This window comes from uncultured Bacteroides sp. (assembly GCF_937912035.1).
Classification (GTDB): domain Bacteria; phylum Bacteroidota; class Bacteroidia; order Bacteroidales; family Bacteroidaceae; genus Phocaeicola.
Genome location: NZ_CALDPF010000054.1, coordinates 43,222 through 63,604, shown reverse-complemented (window position 1 = coordinate 63,604; position 20,383 = coordinate 43,222). Strand labels below are relative to the sequence as shown.

9 protein-coding genes and 1 pseudogene are annotated in these 20,383 nt (G+C 35.9%); 1 reads left to right on the top strand and 9 read right to left on the bottom strand.

Going from position 1 to position 20,383, the window contains the following annotated elements:
* Positions 1–47: 47 nt before the first annotated feature.
* From Q0486_RS14950 to Q0486_RS14935, 4 genes are all read right to left on the bottom strand, one after another.
* Complete coding sequence (locus tag Q0486_RS14950; protein ID WP_299235114.1) at positions 48–2,162, bottom strand: RagB/SusD family nutrient uptake outer membrane protein; 2,115 nt, start codon at positions 2,160–2,162, stop codon at positions 48–50.
* A 31-nt stretch (positions 2,163–2,193) separates the two neighbouring features.
* A complete protein-coding gene (locus Q0486_RS14945; protein ID WP_299235109.1) occupies positions 2,194–5,337 on the bottom strand; it encodes a TonB-dependent receptor in 3,144 nt (1,047 codons plus the stop codon).
* Between the two features lie 255 nt (positions 5,338–5,592).
* A complete protein-coding gene (locus tag Q0486_RS14940) occupies positions 5,593–7,437 on the bottom strand; it encodes a rhamnogalacturonan lyase (RefSeq protein ID WP_299235106.1) in 1,845 nt (614 codons plus the stop codon).
* A 95-nt stretch (positions 7,438–7,532) separates the two neighbouring features.
* Complete coding sequence (locus Q0486_RS14935; RefSeq protein WP_299235104.1) at positions 7,533–9,176, bottom strand: rhamnogalacturonan acetylesterase; 1,644 nt, start codon at positions 9,174–9,176, stop codon at positions 7,533–7,535.
* Positions 9,177–9,366: 190 nt separating this feature from the next.
* Here Q0486_RS14935 and Q0486_RS14930 point away from each other — a divergent pair.
* Positions 9,367–10,344: pseudogene (locus Q0486_RS14930) on the top strand (glycoside hydrolase family 43 protein); the annotation flags it as partial.
* Positions 10,345–10,428: 84 nt separating this feature from the next.
* Here the strand turns inward: Q0486_RS14930 and Q0486_RS14925 are convergent.
* The 5 genes from Q0486_RS14925 to Q0486_RS14905 form a co-directional block, all read right to left on the bottom strand.
* A complete protein-coding gene (locus Q0486_RS14925; RefSeq protein WP_299235102.1) occupies positions 10,429–11,655 on the bottom strand; it encodes a DUF2264 domain-containing protein in 1,227 nt (408 codons plus the stop codon).
* Between the two features lie 55 nt (positions 11,656–11,710).
* A complete protein-coding gene (locus tag Q0486_RS14920; protein WP_299235099.1) occupies positions 11,711–13,153 on the bottom strand; it encodes a nucleoside hydrolase-like domain-containing protein in 1,443 nt (480 codons plus the stop codon).
* A gap of 4 nt (positions 13,154–13,157) precedes the next feature.
* A complete protein-coding gene (locus Q0486_RS14915; protein WP_299235097.1) occupies positions 13,158–15,185 on the bottom strand; it encodes a glycoside hydrolase family 2 TIM barrel-domain containing protein in 2,028 nt (675 codons plus the stop codon).
* A gap of 326 nt (positions 15,186–15,511) precedes the next feature.
* On the bottom strand, positions 15,512–17,371 hold the full coding sequence (locus Q0486_RS14910) for a rhamnogalacturonan lyase (RefSeq protein WP_299235094.1): 1,860 nt from the start codon (positions 17,369–17,371) through the stop codon (positions 15,512–15,514).
* Positions 17,368–20,373, bottom strand: a complete 3,006-nt coding sequence (locus tag Q0486_RS14905; RefSeq protein WP_299235091.1) for a DUF4982 domain-containing protein — start codon at positions 20,371–20,373, stop codon at positions 17,368–17,370. Before Q0486_RS14905 ends, Q0486_RS14910 begins: the two co-directional genes overlap by 4 nt.
* Between the last annotated feature and the right edge of the window lie 10 nt (positions 20,374–20,383).

Below are 20,383 nucleotides of genomic sequence, written 5' to 3'. Positions count from 1 at the left end.
CTAGGGCTCAAGACTAACCCTATTTTAACTAATCATAATGAAATAAATCAATATCCAGGATTTTGCATTGCTGCTTTTTCAGCATCAGAATAATTCGTACCATCTTCATGTTGTAACCCATCCAAGAATGTTTGAGGAATAGGACGAAGTTCATGTTTACCCTCAGTTATAGCCTGAGCCTCTGGATTAAACATTTTAGCACGTTTAATTAACATACCTGTACGACTCAGTTCTTCCCAACGATTCCATTCACCCAATAATTCACGTGTACGTTCATTTAAAATAAAATTTATCATACGTTCTTTATCTGTCCTACAACCTAAAGCTGATAAGATTACCTCATCTTCAGCAGGAAGGTTATGATAATCAGCAATTTGAAGATTAGAGGCCGCAGTTGTACGCTCAATGCCTGTTGATAAATAATATGTGTTTTTCTGTATGAATGATACCTCATGTGCCTCAGAATTAGTTAATTTACGTCCTGTTGCATCCTTACATTTTCCCAATGTTGCATTTGCCGTAGTATTTTCCGCAAAAGCCATTGATCCATCTGTATAAAACTCACGGTCTTCACCTTCTTTCCATTGAGCTCTAGCACGAAGTTCATTTACTGTTACAATTGCTCCTTGATAATCTTCTAACCTTACTTGTGCTTCAGCCTTAACCAAATATGTTTCACCTGTACGAGCCATGATAACATCACGATGTGCATCACCTTTTTCTGCTGTACGAGTACCATCTTCGGTTTTATTAATACCACAAAAAACATTAGACTGTGAAGGATCACCACTAACTCCGTAAGTATTCATTACATACTCTCCATTCAAGAATACAGGAAAAACATTGGGTACCCACTTACCAGTTTCAGGATGAACAAATGTATGAGGAATTGCTCCACGACCAAATGTACCATAAGTAGATTCGTCTATGTGTGTATCATCTTTTTTATTTAAGATAAACAAAATTCCATAATCTCCCAAAGTTGGAACCTGATCTTCTTTAATTCCATTGTTTTCTACTACTTTTGCAACATCCTCAGCAATACTATTCAATCCAAAAACAGTCTTGAAAGTTTTCCACATTCGTGAATCATTCACATTATCAAAAATAGAATAACTATATTCTGTAGGACGGCAACGTTGAAAATCCATACCTCCAATATACTGACCACGCTGAACCCAACCTCCAGAAAAATTAGAGAACTGTGGATTGAAATAATTATATGAGCGATTACCAAATCGTCCTTGAGTAGAGCTATCATCATTATGTTCAGCAGCCATCAAAATCTCACTAAGACCTTCATTTGCACAATCAACTCCTGTCCATTCTGCATAAAGCTGGTTATAATCCTTAGCTAGAGGACATGCTTTAATAACCTCATTACATAACGTTATTGCACGCTCTAAATCTGTTTTTGCAGGATATTTAGAATTCCAATCCTGACAACGCTCACTTTGACGATACAATAAAGCTTTTGCCAAAAAATGAGCTGCTGTATAACGTGTCCAAGTTCCATTACCACGCCATTTATTTGTAGGAAGCAATCTATAGGCTTGTTCAAAATCAGATATTACTTGATTTAATGTTTCTTCAGCACTAGCACGCTCAAAGCTGCGTACTACACCTTGTAAAGGTTCTGTCTGTAATACTACGCCACCGTATTGAGAGAACAAACGATAATAATTATATCCTCTTAAAAAATAAGCCTCTCCCATAGCCTTATTACGACTATCTTCATCAGCTACTTTTCCGACCTTTGAGATTACCAAATTAGCTGTAGAAATACCATAATACATCTGATTCCATAATGCAGATACACCTGGACAGTTATTATTAGCAGCCCCTGTCGCTACTGTACAGTCAAGAGGATTTAATCTTGTATCATAAGTATTCCACGGTTCACTTGTCAAATCTGCTCCATTAGTAAATTCATCTGTACCATAAAGAGTAATACCATAAGCCCATTCATATCCAAAATGCCAACGTATATTCCCATATAAACCTGCAGCCATTGCCAAAGCGCCATCAGCTGTCTCCAATAGACCATCAGTTACCATATGATTGGAATTTTCCTTCAAAAATTCGTCAGTACAAGCAGTAGAACCTGCAACCAACGATAGTGCTAAAGCACCTATATACAATTGATTTTTTATGTTATTCATAAAATACTAATTTAAATGTTTAATATATACTTTAGAAACCAATCTGCAGACCAAATGTAAATCCACGATTAAAATATGTAGTTCCTAAATCCAAATCCATAAAATCAACAGTTGTAAATAAATCACCTAAATTCTTACCTTGTGCATAAACTTTAAGTGATCCTATTCTCAACTTATCACAAATATTCTTACTAAAGTTGTATCCCAAAGACAAGTTACGTACCTTAATAAATGAAGCTTCCTTAAATCCAAGTAAACTAGAATATTCATCCCCACCAGCAGTACTATATATAGGTTTCTGCCATTCAGCATCTGTATTATCAGGTCTCCAATAATCAATCTCACGCTGGTTATACATACCATACTGTCCTTCACCACCAGTACTAATCATATATTTGAATCGTCCATAAAGTTCTACACTCAAATCAAGACCTTTATAACTAAATGTATTTGTCCACCCCATAGTCCATCTAGGATTTTTGTTTCCAAGAATTATACGGTCATCTTCATCTATCTTATAGTTACCATCCTGATCAATTGGTTTAACTTTACCTATTTCAAATTTATGTCCGTTTGCATTAAATTTCGCCATTTCTTCTGCATCACTTTCCTGCCACAATCCATCAGATGCAATACCATAATGTACTGCTATTGACTGACCAATAAACCACGCATTTGAAATATCATCGACTTTACCATTTGACAACTCTACTATTTCATCTTTCTGATATGAAAGATTAATATCTGAAGCCCATTCAAAATCTTTCAAACGAATAGGTACTAAATTTAAAGTCAAATCTACACCAAAATTCTTAGTCTGACCAACATTTGCCATCATACCAGGATATCCACTTAATGAAGGTATTGTCATCTGCATCAAAAGGTCTGAAGTTTTCGAATGATAAATATCCATACTACCACCTATACGACCTTTTAAGAAACTAAAGTCAACACCGTAGTTATATTGAGTAGTCTTTTCCCAACCAAGATCTTTATTTGGCATTAAATTTGATGATTTTGAATAATAAGGGTCATTTGTTACAAATATCATACTGTTACCTGTACTGAAAGGCATCCAATATGCACCAATAACACCTAATGTACCATAAGCAGATACAGCAGCATTACCCGTAGTACCCATACCTAAACGTAGTTTTAATTGATCAACCCACTTCACATCCTGCATAAATGCTTCTTGGTCAATACGCCAACCTAAAGCAGCAGATGGGAAAAAATCCCATTTGTTACCTTCTGCCAATACAGAAGAACCATCATAACGACCAGAAACAGTTAAAAGATAACGATCTCTGAAAGAATAGTTTACACGAGCCATATACGAAGCTAGTTGGTTTTCAGACAATCCTGTACCCATCCCAGCAGCATATTTGGTATTAGTAATATCAATTAATCCCATATTATTCCATAAAAACTCAGGAATCAATACATTTTGTTCACTCATATTACCACTTTCATGATTAAATTTTGAAGCACTCTGTAATAATGTCACTCCAATTGAATGCTCATTGAAAGTCTTATTGTACATTACCATGTTATCAAGTGTCCAAGAGAAATAACGATCAGTATTCCAACTTGCATAATTACTACCTCCAGCACGTACAGCAGAACTACTATCAATAAAAATACCCTTTCTGTAATGACGGAAATCAGGACCAAAAGCAAATTTGTAACTCAAGCCTTCAAGAGGTTCCCACATTTTACCAAAATCAATCTGAGCGTAAAAGCTTCCTAATGCTCTGAAATTCTGTCTGTTATCAGTAGATTTTGTCCATTCATCAACAACAGTATATGCATTCACAGCTGAACCTCCAGGATTTGTTATCAAATTTCCTTCTTCATCATAAGGTACTGTGTAACGAGGTAAAGCCTTAGCAGCACTGTATATATCTGTTGGTCCTGAATTAGAAGACTGACCAGTACGAGAATAACCATAATTCTGAACACTCCAAGCAGCATTAACAGATCCACCCATCTTAAACCACGGTTTTGCTTGAATATCTACTGACATAGCCATATTATAACGTTCATATTCCTGACCTTTCTGAGTACCTGTATTATTCAAATAACCTACAGAGAAAAAACCTTGCATATTTTCTGTACCACCGCTAGCACTTAATGTATGTTCATGAGTTATACCAGTCTGTGTTACCATTCCACCCCAATCAGTATCAATTACTTTTGAGCCATCCCATTGTCCATTTACCCAACCTCTATTGACATTGGCCAATGCAGCTGGATCCCCAGCAAAATAATCCTGGTCTTTATCATAATTAGGTTGGTCACCCATAGGATTTGCTGAAGGATTTGAGTTATAATACGCCCAACGACGCCATGTAATATAATCACTGGCACTCATTGCCGGTGATTTATCAACCAAGTTTTCAACAGTTACAGAACCTGAATAATTCAAAGATAAAGTACCTGATTTACCACGTTTTGTAGTGATAAGAATAACACCATTAGCACCACGAGAACCATAAATAGCAGTTGAAGAAGCATCTTTTAAAATATCAATAGATTCTATGTCACGCGGATTAATAGTTTCAATACCTCCAGAATTCAAAGGAACTCCATCCACTACATACAATGGAGAATTTGAAGCACTTAGAGAACGATTACCACGTATACTTATACTACCAATCTCACCAGGACGTTGATTTGAGGTAATGTCTACACCAGCAACTTTACCCTGCAAAGCCTCAAATGCATTTGACACAGGTTTAGTATTAAGTTCTTCAGAAGATACACTAACCAAAGCACCTGTCACATCAGATTTCTTCTGAACACCATAACCAACTACAACCACTTCATCCAATACTTCTGTATCATCCTTTAAGGTTACATTAAATTGGGTTTTCCCGGCAACAGGAATTTCCTGAGTTTTATAACCAACAAAACTCACAGAAATAGTTGCATTCTCATCGACTCCCTGTAAAGAGAAATTACCATCAATATCAGATATAACACCAATGGTAGTACCTTTCACCAATACACTAGCTCCAATAACAGGTTGACCTGTAGAATCAACTATTTTACCAGAAATAGTCTTAATCTGCGCATAGCTACTAATAGCAACTGAAGAAAAAAGCGCAGCAAGAAAAAGCCATTGGATAAAAAATATCCGGCTAAACAAACGATTTTTTTTGCTGTTTCTCATAATTAAACATTTAGTTAAACAAAAGTGATAAAATCATTAAAATTATCATATAATGCAAAATTATATAAAACGGCTACATAAGACATGGATTTTTGTACAGAAAACATGGAAAATATTGCTTATACACCTTTTTGGCCACATATTATATATAAAATCCCCTTTTTCGATTATTTTTTACTAAGTAAAAACGAAAAAGGGGACAAGTAAAATTTACTATTACAACTCTAGTCAAAGATTAACATATACATAAAATTATCATTTAAAAATATACCCTCTAAATTCACCCTTCAAATCAGGACCAAAATAGAAACCTGGTTGTGTTGGCTGGTTATATGCAACATTCTGAGTAGCAATACTTATTCTATATACAGGATCTTCAAGAAAAGTATAAAAACGATATTCTGTAGGTATAGTAGAAACATACAATCTCAAACTTGAATTATCAGATGTCCTCATTAGAACTTCTTCTCTCCAGTCACCAATAAAATCTCCCTGAAGACAAGGATTTGATTTTGTTCCGTTATTCCATGTTGTACCTTCAAAAACCTTCAACACATTACATTTTTTTGATTTCCAATCATATTTGCTGATAACATTCTTATCTAAAAGTTCTCTCAGTAAGTCACCGTCCCACCATACAGCCATATTATTTGAGAGTCCTTGAACGTCTTCGGCTATTGTTTCACCTTTATAATTTAAAATACCAGAAGTAGGCTTGATATAAGTTACCCCTTCTTTTCTTTCAAACTCAGGAATATCATTCTGATAACGTTTACTAACTCCTGCAAACATCTCAACACCGTAATTTTCCGGATCTATATCTGCAGCCATACATCTTCCTACGTCCTTCTTTACAGGCATTTGGAAAATAACCTTACCAGTAGCTGCATCTCTTAGCGACGCTCCGTCTTTTTTATTTTCATGACATGCCCATACCTGAAGAGCATCTTTATCAGGAACAAACTGAGTTAAATGCAAAGCATCACCATGTCCCATACCTGTAGAATATAAGCCTGTTCCATCGTGATCTATTGTACATGAACCATAAACAATCTCATCACAACCATCTTTGTCAATATCAGCAACTCTTAGATTATGATTTCCCTGACCCGCATATTTTTCACAACCTGTATTGTTACTGTCAAAAATCCACTTTACAGATAAGTCCTTACCATTCCAATCGTATGCTGCCAATACAGCTCTAGTGTAATAACCTCTACAGAATACGACACTGGGGTTCTTACCGTCAAGATATGCCACAGCAGCAAGAAATCTGTCACTTCTGTTTGCCCATGTATCACCCCAATCAGCAAGATTTCCTCTTTCCGGTATATAATCAACTGTTTTTAAAGCCTTACCGGATAATCCATCAAACACAGTAAGAAATTCGTTACCGGTAAGAATCCTACCCTGATTTTTGTCACCATGAACACGATAGTCTGCATTCTTGTCGCCTATTACATTTCCGCATCCGTCAATTGTACCGTCAGATGTTCTCATATATACCTCAGAACGTCCGTCACCATCCAAATCATATACCATTATCTGAGTATAATGTGCACCTGCCCTTATATTTTTGCCTAAATCTATTCTCCACAGTTTCTCTCCTGTCAGACGATAACAGTCGATAAAAACATTTCCAGTGTAGCCATTCTGTGAATTATCCTTAGAATTCGAAGGATCCCATTTCAATATATATTCATATACACCATCTCCGTCGACATCACCTATAGATGCGTCATTGGCATTGTATGTATACTTCTCTCCGGTTGGAGTAACACCGTCAGCAGGCCTGTCTAACGGAATATCAATATAACCTATTGAAGAATTTGCTTTTATATTATATATACCTATTGATTCATTATTTTCTATACCATTGACTACAGGCACTACTCTATATTCACAATTTTTCTCTACATTATTGTTATCCTGATAAAATGTACCCTCAGTGGAAGATACATTAGCAATCATTTTACCATCACGGTAAACATTAAATGAAGTTCCTATATTATCTGTCGACAAATACCTCCATGACAAAAATACCTTTTTACTATCCTCTCTCAGTGCAACTAGTCCACGTCCTAGTCTTTCTTTTATCATTTTATTATTATCATAATTAGTTTGTCCATAAGAAGATAAACCAATTAGTGATAAAAAAAATAAACTTATAATTTTACTTTTCATAAGGTTGTTCTTTAGTTCTTCAAATAGTTCTTCAATTCACTTTCCGATTGTAAAAGACCATCCACAATACTCTGTGCATTTAGTTTTGCCCCTTTTAATGATGTATGGGTATGATCATTCTTGAAATATTCATTTACATATTTCAAACCTGAATTATAACCTATTTCCTGTAACTTATCTGCAGTTATCTTATTCAAGTCGATATAAATGGCACCTGTTCTCTCCGCAGCTTGTTTTGTCCAATTACCAAAGCTATCGGTATTTCTTATAATCATACCGTTATCCCACATATTTCTTGGAGTATGGCTAAGTAATATAGGATGAGCACCTTTTTCCAATACATCCAAAACAAACTTCCTCAAATACCAGCCAAAAGTATATATAACCTGATACTTTCCGGTTTTTTCCATCTTAAATACCTTACTATCATCACCAAAACCAGGTAACTCAGCTCTTGCCTTACCTGTATTTATCTGGCCTGCATCATTATGTCCAAACTGAATAATAACAAAATCACCAGGCTGAAGAGCATTATATATTTTATCCCATCTTCCTTCATCAAGGAATGTCCTGGCACTTCTGCCTGCCATTGCATGATTCTCTACAGAAATTTTATCCAAATCAAACCATTCAGATATTACACTTCCCCAGCCCCACATACTGTCTCCATTATCTGTATTCTTCACAGTACTATCTCCTATTGTAAACAAAACCGGACAACTTTTTTTTCTAGTAGCACCTGTTTTATCATCGGTTTCTTGTTTAAGAAGATAATTTGCAAGTTTAAGTCCTTTATACGTTCTTATACCTTCAATAGCTGATTCTGCATTTACCCTGGCACCAAAAGCACTTGTATGAATTCTATCCAAGTAGAACATATATTTTACTTTCTCTTTTCCAAACTTTTCAAACTTCTTGGCTGAGATTTCATTCAAGTCAATAAAAGGAACTTTTTCTTTTTTGGCAACTTGCTTAGCCCAAAGTCCAAATGTTTTGTTCACTCTAGTTATAATAGTACTATCTTTATCTTCCCATGCATTTCTAGGAGTCAACGACATAAGAATTGGAAAAGCTCCTTTGGATTTTACATCTTTTATAAACTTACGCATATACTCTCCATAAGTATATACAGTTTCCTTTACACCAGTTTCTTTAATTGTAACCTCAAGTGTTTCCTTACCTATACCAGGTATAGAAGCTCTGGCCCTTCCACTATCGTATGGTCCATTGTCGTTATGGCCTAATTCTATAATTACCCAATCACCTTTTTTTACACCTTTAAGAACATCAGGCCATAACTTATTATAGAAAGTTCTACTACTCATACCACCCAAAGCATGATTCTCTACAGTAATCTTTGATAAATCAAAATACTCATGAACATAGTATCCCCAACCCCACTGTCCGTTGTTACCATTACCTAGGGTGCCTGTTCTCATCGTAGAGTTTCCAACTAAAAACAACACAGGATTGTCACCTTTTCTAGTCGAACCAGAAATCGGTCTTGCTGTATTGGCAAGATTAAGACTATCCAAGGTGTTATCTACTACAAGATTAACATCTTGCATAGGTCTGGGAATATTATTATTTTTATTCTGAGCATAAATTCCAAGGCTCAATCCCAAAAACAATAAAGAATAAAAATAGCGTTTCATATATTTATAAATTAGATTTTATTGCAAAGGAACAAAATTAGACAGTATGGGAAATGTAATTTCATATATTTATATGTATAATTGTACATTTGCCACTTAAAAAGGAATATTACATTTTGCACTGTCATTTGTTATAACGAACTTAGCAAAAAAATATTATTCATAATAACTAATACTAAAAACGATAAACATGAAAAAGACAACTATCTTGATAATATTCGCAGTATTATCATTCCTAAATGCAAGTGCACAGAACCATTCTGATGGAAAAAATTTCTCAGGATACCTATTTACCTATTTTACTGGTAATCACATCTCACAGGAAGCAATACATTTTGCTATCAGTAAGGATGGATATACATATACAGCTCTAAATAATAATAAGCCTGTTATTGATTCCAAAATTATAAGTTCGACAGGAGGAGTAAGAGATCCACATATACTGAGATGTGAAGATGGGAAAACATTCTATATGGTAGTTACCGATATGGTATGCCATAATGGTTGGGACTCAAACCGAGCTATGGTTTTGCTAAAATCAGAAGACTTGATAAACTGGAAACATTCTATTATCAATATCCAGAAGAAGTACAAAAATCAAGAAAACCTAAAGCGCGTCTGGGCCCCACAGACAATATATGATCCTGCAGCAAAGAAATATATGATCTATTGGTCTATGAAACATGCTGACGGACCTGACATAATATATTACGCATACGCAAACAACAGCTTTACTGACATTATAGGAGAACCTAAGGTACTATTTATGCCATCCGACAAGAAATCTTGTATCGACGGAGATATTATTTATAAAGACGGATTATTCCATCTATTTTATAAAACAGAAGGACATGGAGATGGTATTAAAATAGCAACAACTTCTTCTCTAACTTCAGGAAAATGGAAAGAGGATCCGAAATATAAACAGCAAACAAAAGAATCTGTTGAAGGTTCAAGTGTTTTTAAACTAATAAATGAAGATAAATATATATTAATGTATGATGTATATAAAAAAGGGGCATATCAATTCACAGAATCAACTAATCTGAAAGACTTCAAGGTAATAGACAACGAAGTAAAGATGAATTTCCACCCACGCCATGGAACAATAATACCTATTACACAGAAAGAAATGGATAACCTTATGAAGAAATGGGGTAACGAAAAATAATAAACATATATATAATAAATTAGTCCCGACCTGGAAATAAAATATCCTCGGTTGGGACTAATATTTTGTATATATCAGAAATTATTCATGCATAGCATGATCTTTAGGAAAATCTTCACCTTCCCAAGCCTTCTTTGAAGTCCATGATTCAGGTTCAGAAGTCCAGAAAGGATGATCAGCAGACAAGCCTAATGGCAAGAATGCAAATGAGGCCAAATAAAGACTACCATTATTAGTATAGCTGTCTGAAATATTTGGCTGCGAACCATTAAATCCAAGTTTGAGGAATCCTTCTTTATTATAATTACGATCATCCTTAAACATATTCTTTATCACAGCAGTCATAGCAGCTCTGACCTGTCCGTTTGATAACTCTGAAGGTAGTTTTTCCTGCCATGCTAACATTGCCAATGGCTGCAATACACCAGTACGATAAGTAATGGAACGTCCGAATACAGGGAAAGTTCCTTCTGGCGATATCAGTCTTTCAAGTACCACACCATATCTCTGCATACGCTTTACAGCCTTATCGTACGAAACCTTCCAACCTCTGCTATCTTTTCTCGCTTCAAGACAATCCACATACATGGGTTGTATAACAAAGCTATTATAATAATCGAATGCAAAACGAGGACCGTCAGAATACCATCCGTCACCAACATACCATTCATCTATCTTTCGTAAAGCTGAAACAATTCTATACTCGTCATGCTGTGCCCCTGCCTTATGTAAAAATGTTTCTACAGTAGCAGAAAACAATAACCAGTTAGAATAAGGCGGGTTTACACGACGTAATTGAGTAAATTCCTTTATATAACGCTGCTTGGTAATGCTATCCAAAGGAACCCATAAGGCATCATAACCTCTTAAGAAACTTTCAGCAAGAAAAGCAGCATCTACCAATGCCTGACCCGAACCTCTCCATAATAGATAGTCTGGACTCTCAGGATCGACGGCATGGGCGTATGAAGCTAATGCCCATTCACGAAGCTGTTTTCTCATTTTTCCTTCTTTAGTATTATCATCTGGTAATGCAAGCCACGGAGCTATACCATCCATCAAACGTCCAAAACATTCCATATAAGTTACTTTTTTGCTTCTGCCATCCCATCTCGGACTTACTTCTACAGCCATCCTCTCCTGCAGTTTTCCCTTACTCATATTTGAAAGTACAGGTTCAGCCATTTTATAAATGATTTCACACCATGCTTCTCTGTCACTAACATTATCCTCTTTCTTGGATTTTGCAAAACCTGGTACACTTAAGAATAAACATACAATAAGTGTAAATACAGAAATCTTTTTCATTGTTCTAATAATATTAAATTTTTTATGCTATCAATACTTTATATTAGTCTCAATATTAATCTATTACATGTATAATTATTCTTTTATATTTAGTAAGCGAAGGTACACCATCATCCGACACCTCACATATAATATGTATAGTTTCTCCCGAACGGGCATCTAGCGGAATTTCTAAAACAGTATTAACTTCATTTGATTCAAAATAAAAATCTCCTTTATATTTTCCTGCTTCGGGATACATCCACCAGTGATAACTAAGATTATCACCATCAGGATCTACACTTTTTGAAGCATCCAAAATAATTCTATCACCTGTTTTGGCATTCAAGTCCAAAGACTCGATATTTAGATTTACAATAGGATGATGATTCGCTGATTCATAATCATTTACACACCAATCTGCTCTGGCCGCAAAATCCTTTTGTACCTGTTCAAGCCATCTCCATAATGGTTTAAAATAATGCGTACGCATTACGATTTGTACCGAATCTTTATAATGCTCCATCATTTTCGACCAACTATTGTCAAAACCGTATTGTCCATCAGGGTACTTATATTCAGAAGATGGCTGTGGATCCATCCAAACGTTATTTCTTACCTTGACGTAGCGTCCACCCCAACCACCATATCCCGGATTTTCCATGTTACGAAGGCCTGTTGACATAGTATGAAGAAAAGCAGGTGTATCACCCTCAGCATTAAAAGCTCCTTTCTTATTTGGATATGCTTCGCATAATACACCATGCCCTTGTAAAATGTTAGGTGTAATCCATTCTCTCTTGAAAAAAGTCTGTACCGAAGATGGTAATACCTCGGACCAAATATAAGCCATACAATCAAACTGATCTGAAATAATGACCGGCATCTGAAAATGTTCCCAGTTAGGACGAATATATTCCTGATATGCCTTATCCTGTTCCCAAATCAAAAACAAACGGATTTTTGCAGCCACATGCTTCATCTTATCCGGATAATCTTCCTGAATTATTTTCAGAGCTGAAGCAAGTGTATTACATCCTCCCCATGCCTGAATCCAGATTGGACGCGGATCCTTATTATCCTCCATAAGAACATTCGCTATAAATTTAGCTCCTTCAGTCCTTTCGTGATATTCTCCATCTCCTTTTATATTTCCAATTTTCCATTTACTCAATAAAAATTCAGGAGAAGGATAACGTTTATCATGTAATAAAAGATTATCGTAAATCTTACTATAATAATCTATGTATTCCTTTATCCATTCTACAGGATGAAATGCATTCCATCCTGTACCTCCTACCCAGTGAAATTGAGAACTGCTATTTATAATTCCTTCCACATCAAATTCATTGGAAGAAAGCAAAAAACGTACCATAGAAGCCCTATCATCCGCCTCGCCATCTGTAGTTATAATTACACGTGCTCTTTCAGATTCAAAAACAGGATTCACTGATACCTTAGAAATACAACTAAGAGAGTAGAAAACAGATAAAAATATAAGTAAGAACTTCTTATTCATATTTTTAATTATTAACTACTATAATTTCACAGGAATCATATAGTTTTTTATTCTTTACATCAACTACTTTTATCAAGTTATTTCCATCCACAAGTTTTACGTTTTCCCATAAAACTGTACTATACTTATCTGCTTCCTTTCTGCCGTAAGATTCTCCGTTTATCCATAATTCCACTTCTTTTTGAGTAGTAAACACCATAATATTCTGAGTCCCTGATTTCCGTCTATTATTACGTTTTTCTGCTATATATATCATAGGATCTTCCTTATTCCAATTAGCTTTGTAATAGAAATATGAATCCTTGAATACTTTACGGTCGAAAGTAACTAGTCCTTTGTCATTAATACCAGGTCTGTCACCTTCTGTACGGTGTGCGGCACCAAAATCAAAAAGATTCCAAATAAAACTACCCCATACAAACGGACGTTCGGAAATTATTTCCCAATTTTTTCTATGGTAATATGTCTGCCAGTTTTCAGGATGCCACCAACTGTTTGGAGAAACCTTTTTCAAGCTATCCTGCTGATGATAAATACTTGCTCCGGCTCCATATTCACTAATACCTATCTTTATTTCCGGATGTGCTGCATGGGTTTTATCAAGAAATACGGCAAGAGAATTAGGATCTCCTCCATACCATCCATCATAACGATTCCAAGCTATATTGTCTGTTAGGAAATTTATATCTCCGCTTTGATTACTTGCAGCTGTTGTAGGACGTGTAGAATCTTCTTCATGAGCCAAAGCATTAAGTTCTTTAATATATGATATAGGGTTGTCTCCCTGTTCTTTCAATTCATTGAATATACCCCAAAAACATATTGAAGGATGATTATAATGTTGTCTGATAAGTTCTCTAAGCTGTTCCTTACCGTTTTCCTTGAACGATTTCTGATCAATAAATCCTTTATCATCATATCCACCAGGACCGACAAAAGGAATTTCAGCCCAAACCACAATTCCATGTTTGTCCATTAAATCATAAACTTCTGTTGCCTGAGGATAGTGAGCCAGACGCACTGCATTTGCTCCCATATTAAGCATTATCAGTACATCTTCTTCATGGTGAGAATAATGCAACGCATTTCCTACCTCGGCCCTGTCCTGATGACGGCAAACTCCTTTCAGTTTCAGATACTCTCCATTAAGGAAAAAACCTTTCTGAGGGTCAGTACAATAATATCTCAGTCCAAGAGGCTGTTTCACTGAATCTATGACTTTATCATTTACTTTCAGTTCAACCAGAACTTCATACATAAACGGATCCTTACGTCCATTCCATAATCTTGGATTCTTTATTTCCAGAGGAATGAAAATACGCTCATCTTTATTATTTATCTTTATCTCTTTATTTTCATTCAAGACTATTTTTTTACCGTCTAAGACTTTAACACAAACATCGGCTGATGTATTTAACTTAGAGGAAGACAAAAGTACCTCCGCTGAAATCTTTGCATTGTCTTTACTAACCGATTCCTGATGAAGATACACTCCTGGTGAAGCATAATCTAATGGAGAAATACACAACTGGTCAGTCACTATAAGTTCTACTCCTCTGTAAATACCGCCATACATATTAAAATCTCCAACCAGGGGCATAATATCAAGTTGTTCTGCATTGTTGACTCTCACCCACAATTTATTGTTTTCACCATACTTCACAAAGTCAGTAAGTTCAAATATAAAGGCACCATAACCTCCTCTATGTTCACCTATATGTTTTCCATTCAATAAAAGATTAGTCACAGTATTAGCACCTTTGAATCTGATAAACAGACGTTTGCCTTTCCATTCATTCTTAATGAAAACTGTTTTATAATAATTACCTACACCACGTTTGTAATCTCTTTTGCCAACCAAAGCGTCAACAGTATTCCAAGTATGTGGTAAGTCCACTCTACGCGTAGTTCTTTCTACTTGATGAGAAAAGCGGAAATTCCAGTTTTCATTCAAGTCTATACTTAACCTCTGAGAAAATAAACAAGATACATTTAAAATACTAAAAAACAATAAACAATAAAAATACTTCATAGTAATTTATATAAATGATTTTACTTAAATTAATTGTCAACAATTCATCCAACTTATTAATATCACAAAAATGAGAGATATCTTACACTTGAAAAATGTAATAAAAAACTATTCTAATGTACAATATCTCCAATTATTAACCAACATGAGAAATAGGTTAACAATCTTATAGAAACGATGTAATTACATATACACAATAATAAATCACATTCTGTAATATTTTAAGGTTTGCTACAAAAGTAGTAATTTATTGTAGATTATGAATATTTTTAAGATTAAAATCATTAATGTACACAATTCAGGTTCACAAAAGACATAAAAATATATCAATAACTTGTATGTGGAGGTTGGTTATAAGCTACATTCTGCCAAGCTATAGCCAATCTATATTGGCGATCGTTCATTAAAGTAACACGTTTATTTTCGGCTTGAACTGTAGTTACATAAATTCTTAATTCTTTCTGATTCTCATCAGCCCAAATCACTTCTTCACGCCAATCTCCCAAAATATCTCCTGATAAACAAGGATTACCTTTTGTTCCGTTATTTGACACAACACCTTCTGCCTTCATTACTAAATCTGTAGTCTCTGTTATCCAATTCCACTTACTTATAGAAGTATGATCTAGTAATTCAGACAAAGAATCGGCATCCCAATATATGTTAAAATTACAAGAAGATGGTTTCTTGGAAGTGATAATTTCTCCAGTATCTCCCCTACGCAAACCTCCATAATTACACCAACATTCAGCTCCATCGAATCTAGGATCAATATTTGCAGCCACACCTCTACCTGCGTCTTTTCCAAAACCATCTTGCCAAATAATATGACCGGTAGCACCATCGAACATTGCTAAAGCAGGTGTCTTTTTTACAATTGGGTGATTACCTTCATTCTCATGGACACCAAAAACCTGTATTCCTTTCCTAGAAGGAATAAGTTTACCTACATGCATAGCATCACCATGTCTGAGACCGGTAGTATAAAGTCCGTTCCCATTATGATCGACCGTCATAGCACCCACACAAATTTCATCAAACCCATCTCCATCAAAATCTGCAACTGTCACTCCATGGTTAGCCATTCCAGAATAGCCTTCATATCCGGGACAAGCACTATCAAAAGTCCACAATGGACGTAACTTTTTTCCAACGAATGTCCACGCTACCACAACTGTACGTCCATACCATCCCCTAATCATAACAGGAGAAGGGGTTTTACCATCCAAAAGAGCTACACAAGCTGAAAAACGATCTGACCGTCCTCCTGTATTATCATTTCCACAATTACCTCCAATACCTCCCCAACCATCCAATGGATAACGTGTAGGAATATATTCATGAGAATCCAAAGCACGCCCTGTCTCTCCATCAAAAACTGTCAAGAATTCAGGTCCTTTCACTATTTTTCCATAAGTTGGAGAGTCCTTATCCAGTGTTCTCCAATCTACATTCTTGTCACCCAAAACATGTCCCTCACCATCAACTGTTCCATCAGCGGTTTTACAGCATATTTCAGCTTTACCATCCATATCAAAATCAAAGACCAAAAAATTGGTTGTTGCTGCCCCAGAACGAATATTATGTCCCAAATCAATACGCCATAATTTCTGTCCATTCAATTTATACGCATCCAGAAATGTATTCCCAGAGAGGCCACGCTGAGGAGGATTCTTGGCATTAGACGGATTCCACTTCAATACAATCTCATATTCACCGTCTCCATCCAAATCGCCAATACTTGCATCATTAGCCTGATAATGATAAGAAATACCGGCAATCTCACCTCCTTCTGGCCTATCTATAGGAATAGATATATAAGGAACACGCTCCTTATTCTTTGGAAATGTCCAACTAGCCACTTCATTATTATTCAGACGTAATGACCAACGGTTATTTATTGTCCAATCTACCTTTGAATCAAAAAAATCAGTAGTATTCTTAATCGGACTATCATTTAACTTCAATTCTTTTCCGCTATCATCTATCCTATAAATATCAAAGAATGTATTTTGTTTATCTTCATACAACATTCTCCAACTTAAGTACATGCCACCATCAACCGGTATACCTACCATTCCTCTATTCAAATGTTCGGCCAAATAGGGTTGTCCTATTAAAGATATTGGGGCTAAAAGCCCCAATATCAATACTATAGCATAATATATTCGTTGTTTACAATTCATTGATTCAGATTTTCCTTAAACTCAATTTCTACAATTCTTAATTCATGATTTGTCTTATCACCATTTTTAGCTTTAAACAAATCCAATTCACCTGCAGCAGGAGCAGCAACCTCAACAATCTGTCCAAATTCATCTCCTTCTTTACTTGCCCCTTTCAAACGAATAGTAATCTCATCTGCCAATACAGGTTTTACATTCAGATGTATGTAGCCCAAACTTTTTTCTGTATCTCCACTCCATATAAGTTCTTTTCCTGCATATATTTCCAGTGGATAACTTCTCATACGCCAACCTGTAAGTTTCATACAAATTTCATCAACCATAGCTCTACGCTCCATCTTATATGTAATCCAAGCAGTCTGTAAACGTCCATCGTTAGACCATTCACTTAATTCATTATCATCAAAACTATTTACGGCTTTATCAGTATTTGCCCCTGCTGATGCTGAAAGGATTCCAACATCTACTTTGGTAATAGTATAAGAAGGGGATAATGGTGTTTCACCACGAGTAAGGCGGCCTTCCAACTCATCACCAGGTATATAATTGCTAAGTCCATGTTCTACTTCAACTGGCAAAGTAGACAATTCTAACTCAGCAGGTTTCAAACCATCAGCAGTAGCCTTAATATGTACCTTTCCTGAATCTACAAGTGAACGAATCAACGCACGATTAATACCACACTCTACAGGTAAATCTTTAGACAAAATATAGTTATCAGGTCCTTGAGCAATACCTCCACGCCACTCAGCAGGTCCTTCCAAATCGAAATGGATAAGGTTATTAGCCAACGGACAACGATTACCGTCCTTATCAGTCACCTCTACCTGTAGCAATATCATATCAGCTCCATCAGCCTTCCAGCCTTTTGGATTTTGTATGACACTCAATTTTATTTGCTCAGCCTCACCTGATGTAGTAAGTTCTGTACGACAAGTTTCTTTGCCATTTTCATCATAACCAACAGCCTCCAACTTTCCAGGAATAAATGCTATATTGTCAAAGGTATACAGAAAACGATGTGTTTGTCTTCCAAGTCCCATAGATTTACCATTCAAGAACAATTCTACCTGTTCCGTGTTAGATACAACATAGACAGGTTTTACAACCGTATCATTGTAATTCCAATGGCCTATTATATGGATTCGTGGATTTTCAATATCAACCCATCCATCCCACATTACCTGATGTGCAAAGAACGGATCTTTAGGGATTCGCATAGGATCTGTTACGCCACTACGACGATAATTTTCAACTCCACGATAGTGAGTATTAGTATCTGAGAATATTATCTTGACACCTCCTGAACTTACACGATCACCAGTACCAGGACGTTCCCGCCAATAATCGAACCATCTTATCACATTTTCTATTGTAAATGAGTCCTGATTATGGTTATAAGCTCTTGCATCTACCTTTTTCTGAACCTTATTAGTCATAGCAGAGCGGAAAGCATCGTTTCCTTCACCATTCTTGTGATACGGATAAGAATATTCATCCCAGTATTTACGTAAACCTTCATCACGACAATATTCCATTGCCCACATAGGATGATGCTTACTTTTGTTTATATATAGCATTTCACCACCATACTCTGCCTCACGTATATCAAGCATCTCACGAGAACCGATAGCTCGTCCCCCATTTGGATCATACTGATCACGTATTGCTTTCATCTCATTCATGTGCTCTCTGCTAATAGATTCATTTCCACACTCATAAAAAATAATACTAGGATTATTTCTATTGTATATAATAGCATCTCGCATAAGTTCCACACGTTGTTCCCACTGACGTCCCTGTCTATCCTTTTCAGCATCACCGGCAGGCATGGCCTGCATTAAACCGACACGGTCACAAGATTCAATATCCTGCTTCCAAGGAGTAATATGCATCCAGCGTACCAGATTAGCATTTCCTTCTACCATCAAACCATTACTATAATCACTTAGCCATGCCGGAACACTCATACCTACTCCAGGCCATTCATTACTAGTGCGTTGAGCAAAGCCCTTTACTTGAATAACACGGTCATTCAACCAAATCATACCTTTCCCAAAACGGGTTTTACGAAAACCAGTGCGAGTGTCGACTTCATCTATCTTCTTGCCGTCAACCCACAAACTAGTTCTTACTACATACAAATAACCGTATCCCCAACTCCAGAAATGAAGGTTATCAACCTCGGAAAATGCTTTCAATACTACTTTCTCACCAGGAGCAACAACTACTGGTGTACTTTCAAAAGTTTTCAGAAGTTGTCCGTCACGATCTATTAGCTCTGCACGATAAAGGACTTCTTTAGCGCGACTGTATTCATTATATACCTCAGATTCTGCATGTATAACAGCTTTTCTTGATTTTACACGTATATCATTTGCATATATATAAACACCGGTTGTTTTCAGATTACTGTATAAAGGAAGTGTCTGATACAATTTATCTGTCACATGCAACCATACATTTTTAGGAATTCCACCATAATTAGCATTAAAATTACGATCACTCCATTGATATTTGGTATTCGTCGCACGTTCTCTGTAGTTCCAATTATTGTCAACTCTAACAGCCAATACATTATCGCCACTATAACGAATATAAGGAGTCAAATCAAAACCTACAGCCATTGCTCCATTTTCATGTAATCCTATAGTTTTTCCATTAATATAAAAGTCAGCTCCCTGACGTACTCCTTCAAACTCTACAAACACTTTCTTCCCTTTTGAACCTGCAGGCAAACGAAAGTGCTTACGATACCATACTACAGTATCTGTCAATTGTTCAATACTAAGTTTAAAAGCCTCATCTTCATTAAATGGACGGGGTAAAGTAACACGTTTCCAATTACGATCATCAAACTTAATCTCTTTTGCATCAGCATTGTCACCTATATTTAAAAGCCACTCTGCATTGAAATTATACTTTCCACGTACACTTTGCTCCATTGCAGACAAAGGGTACATCCAAAAACTAATCAGAAATATAAATAAAAGTCTATACATAGTTTACTTA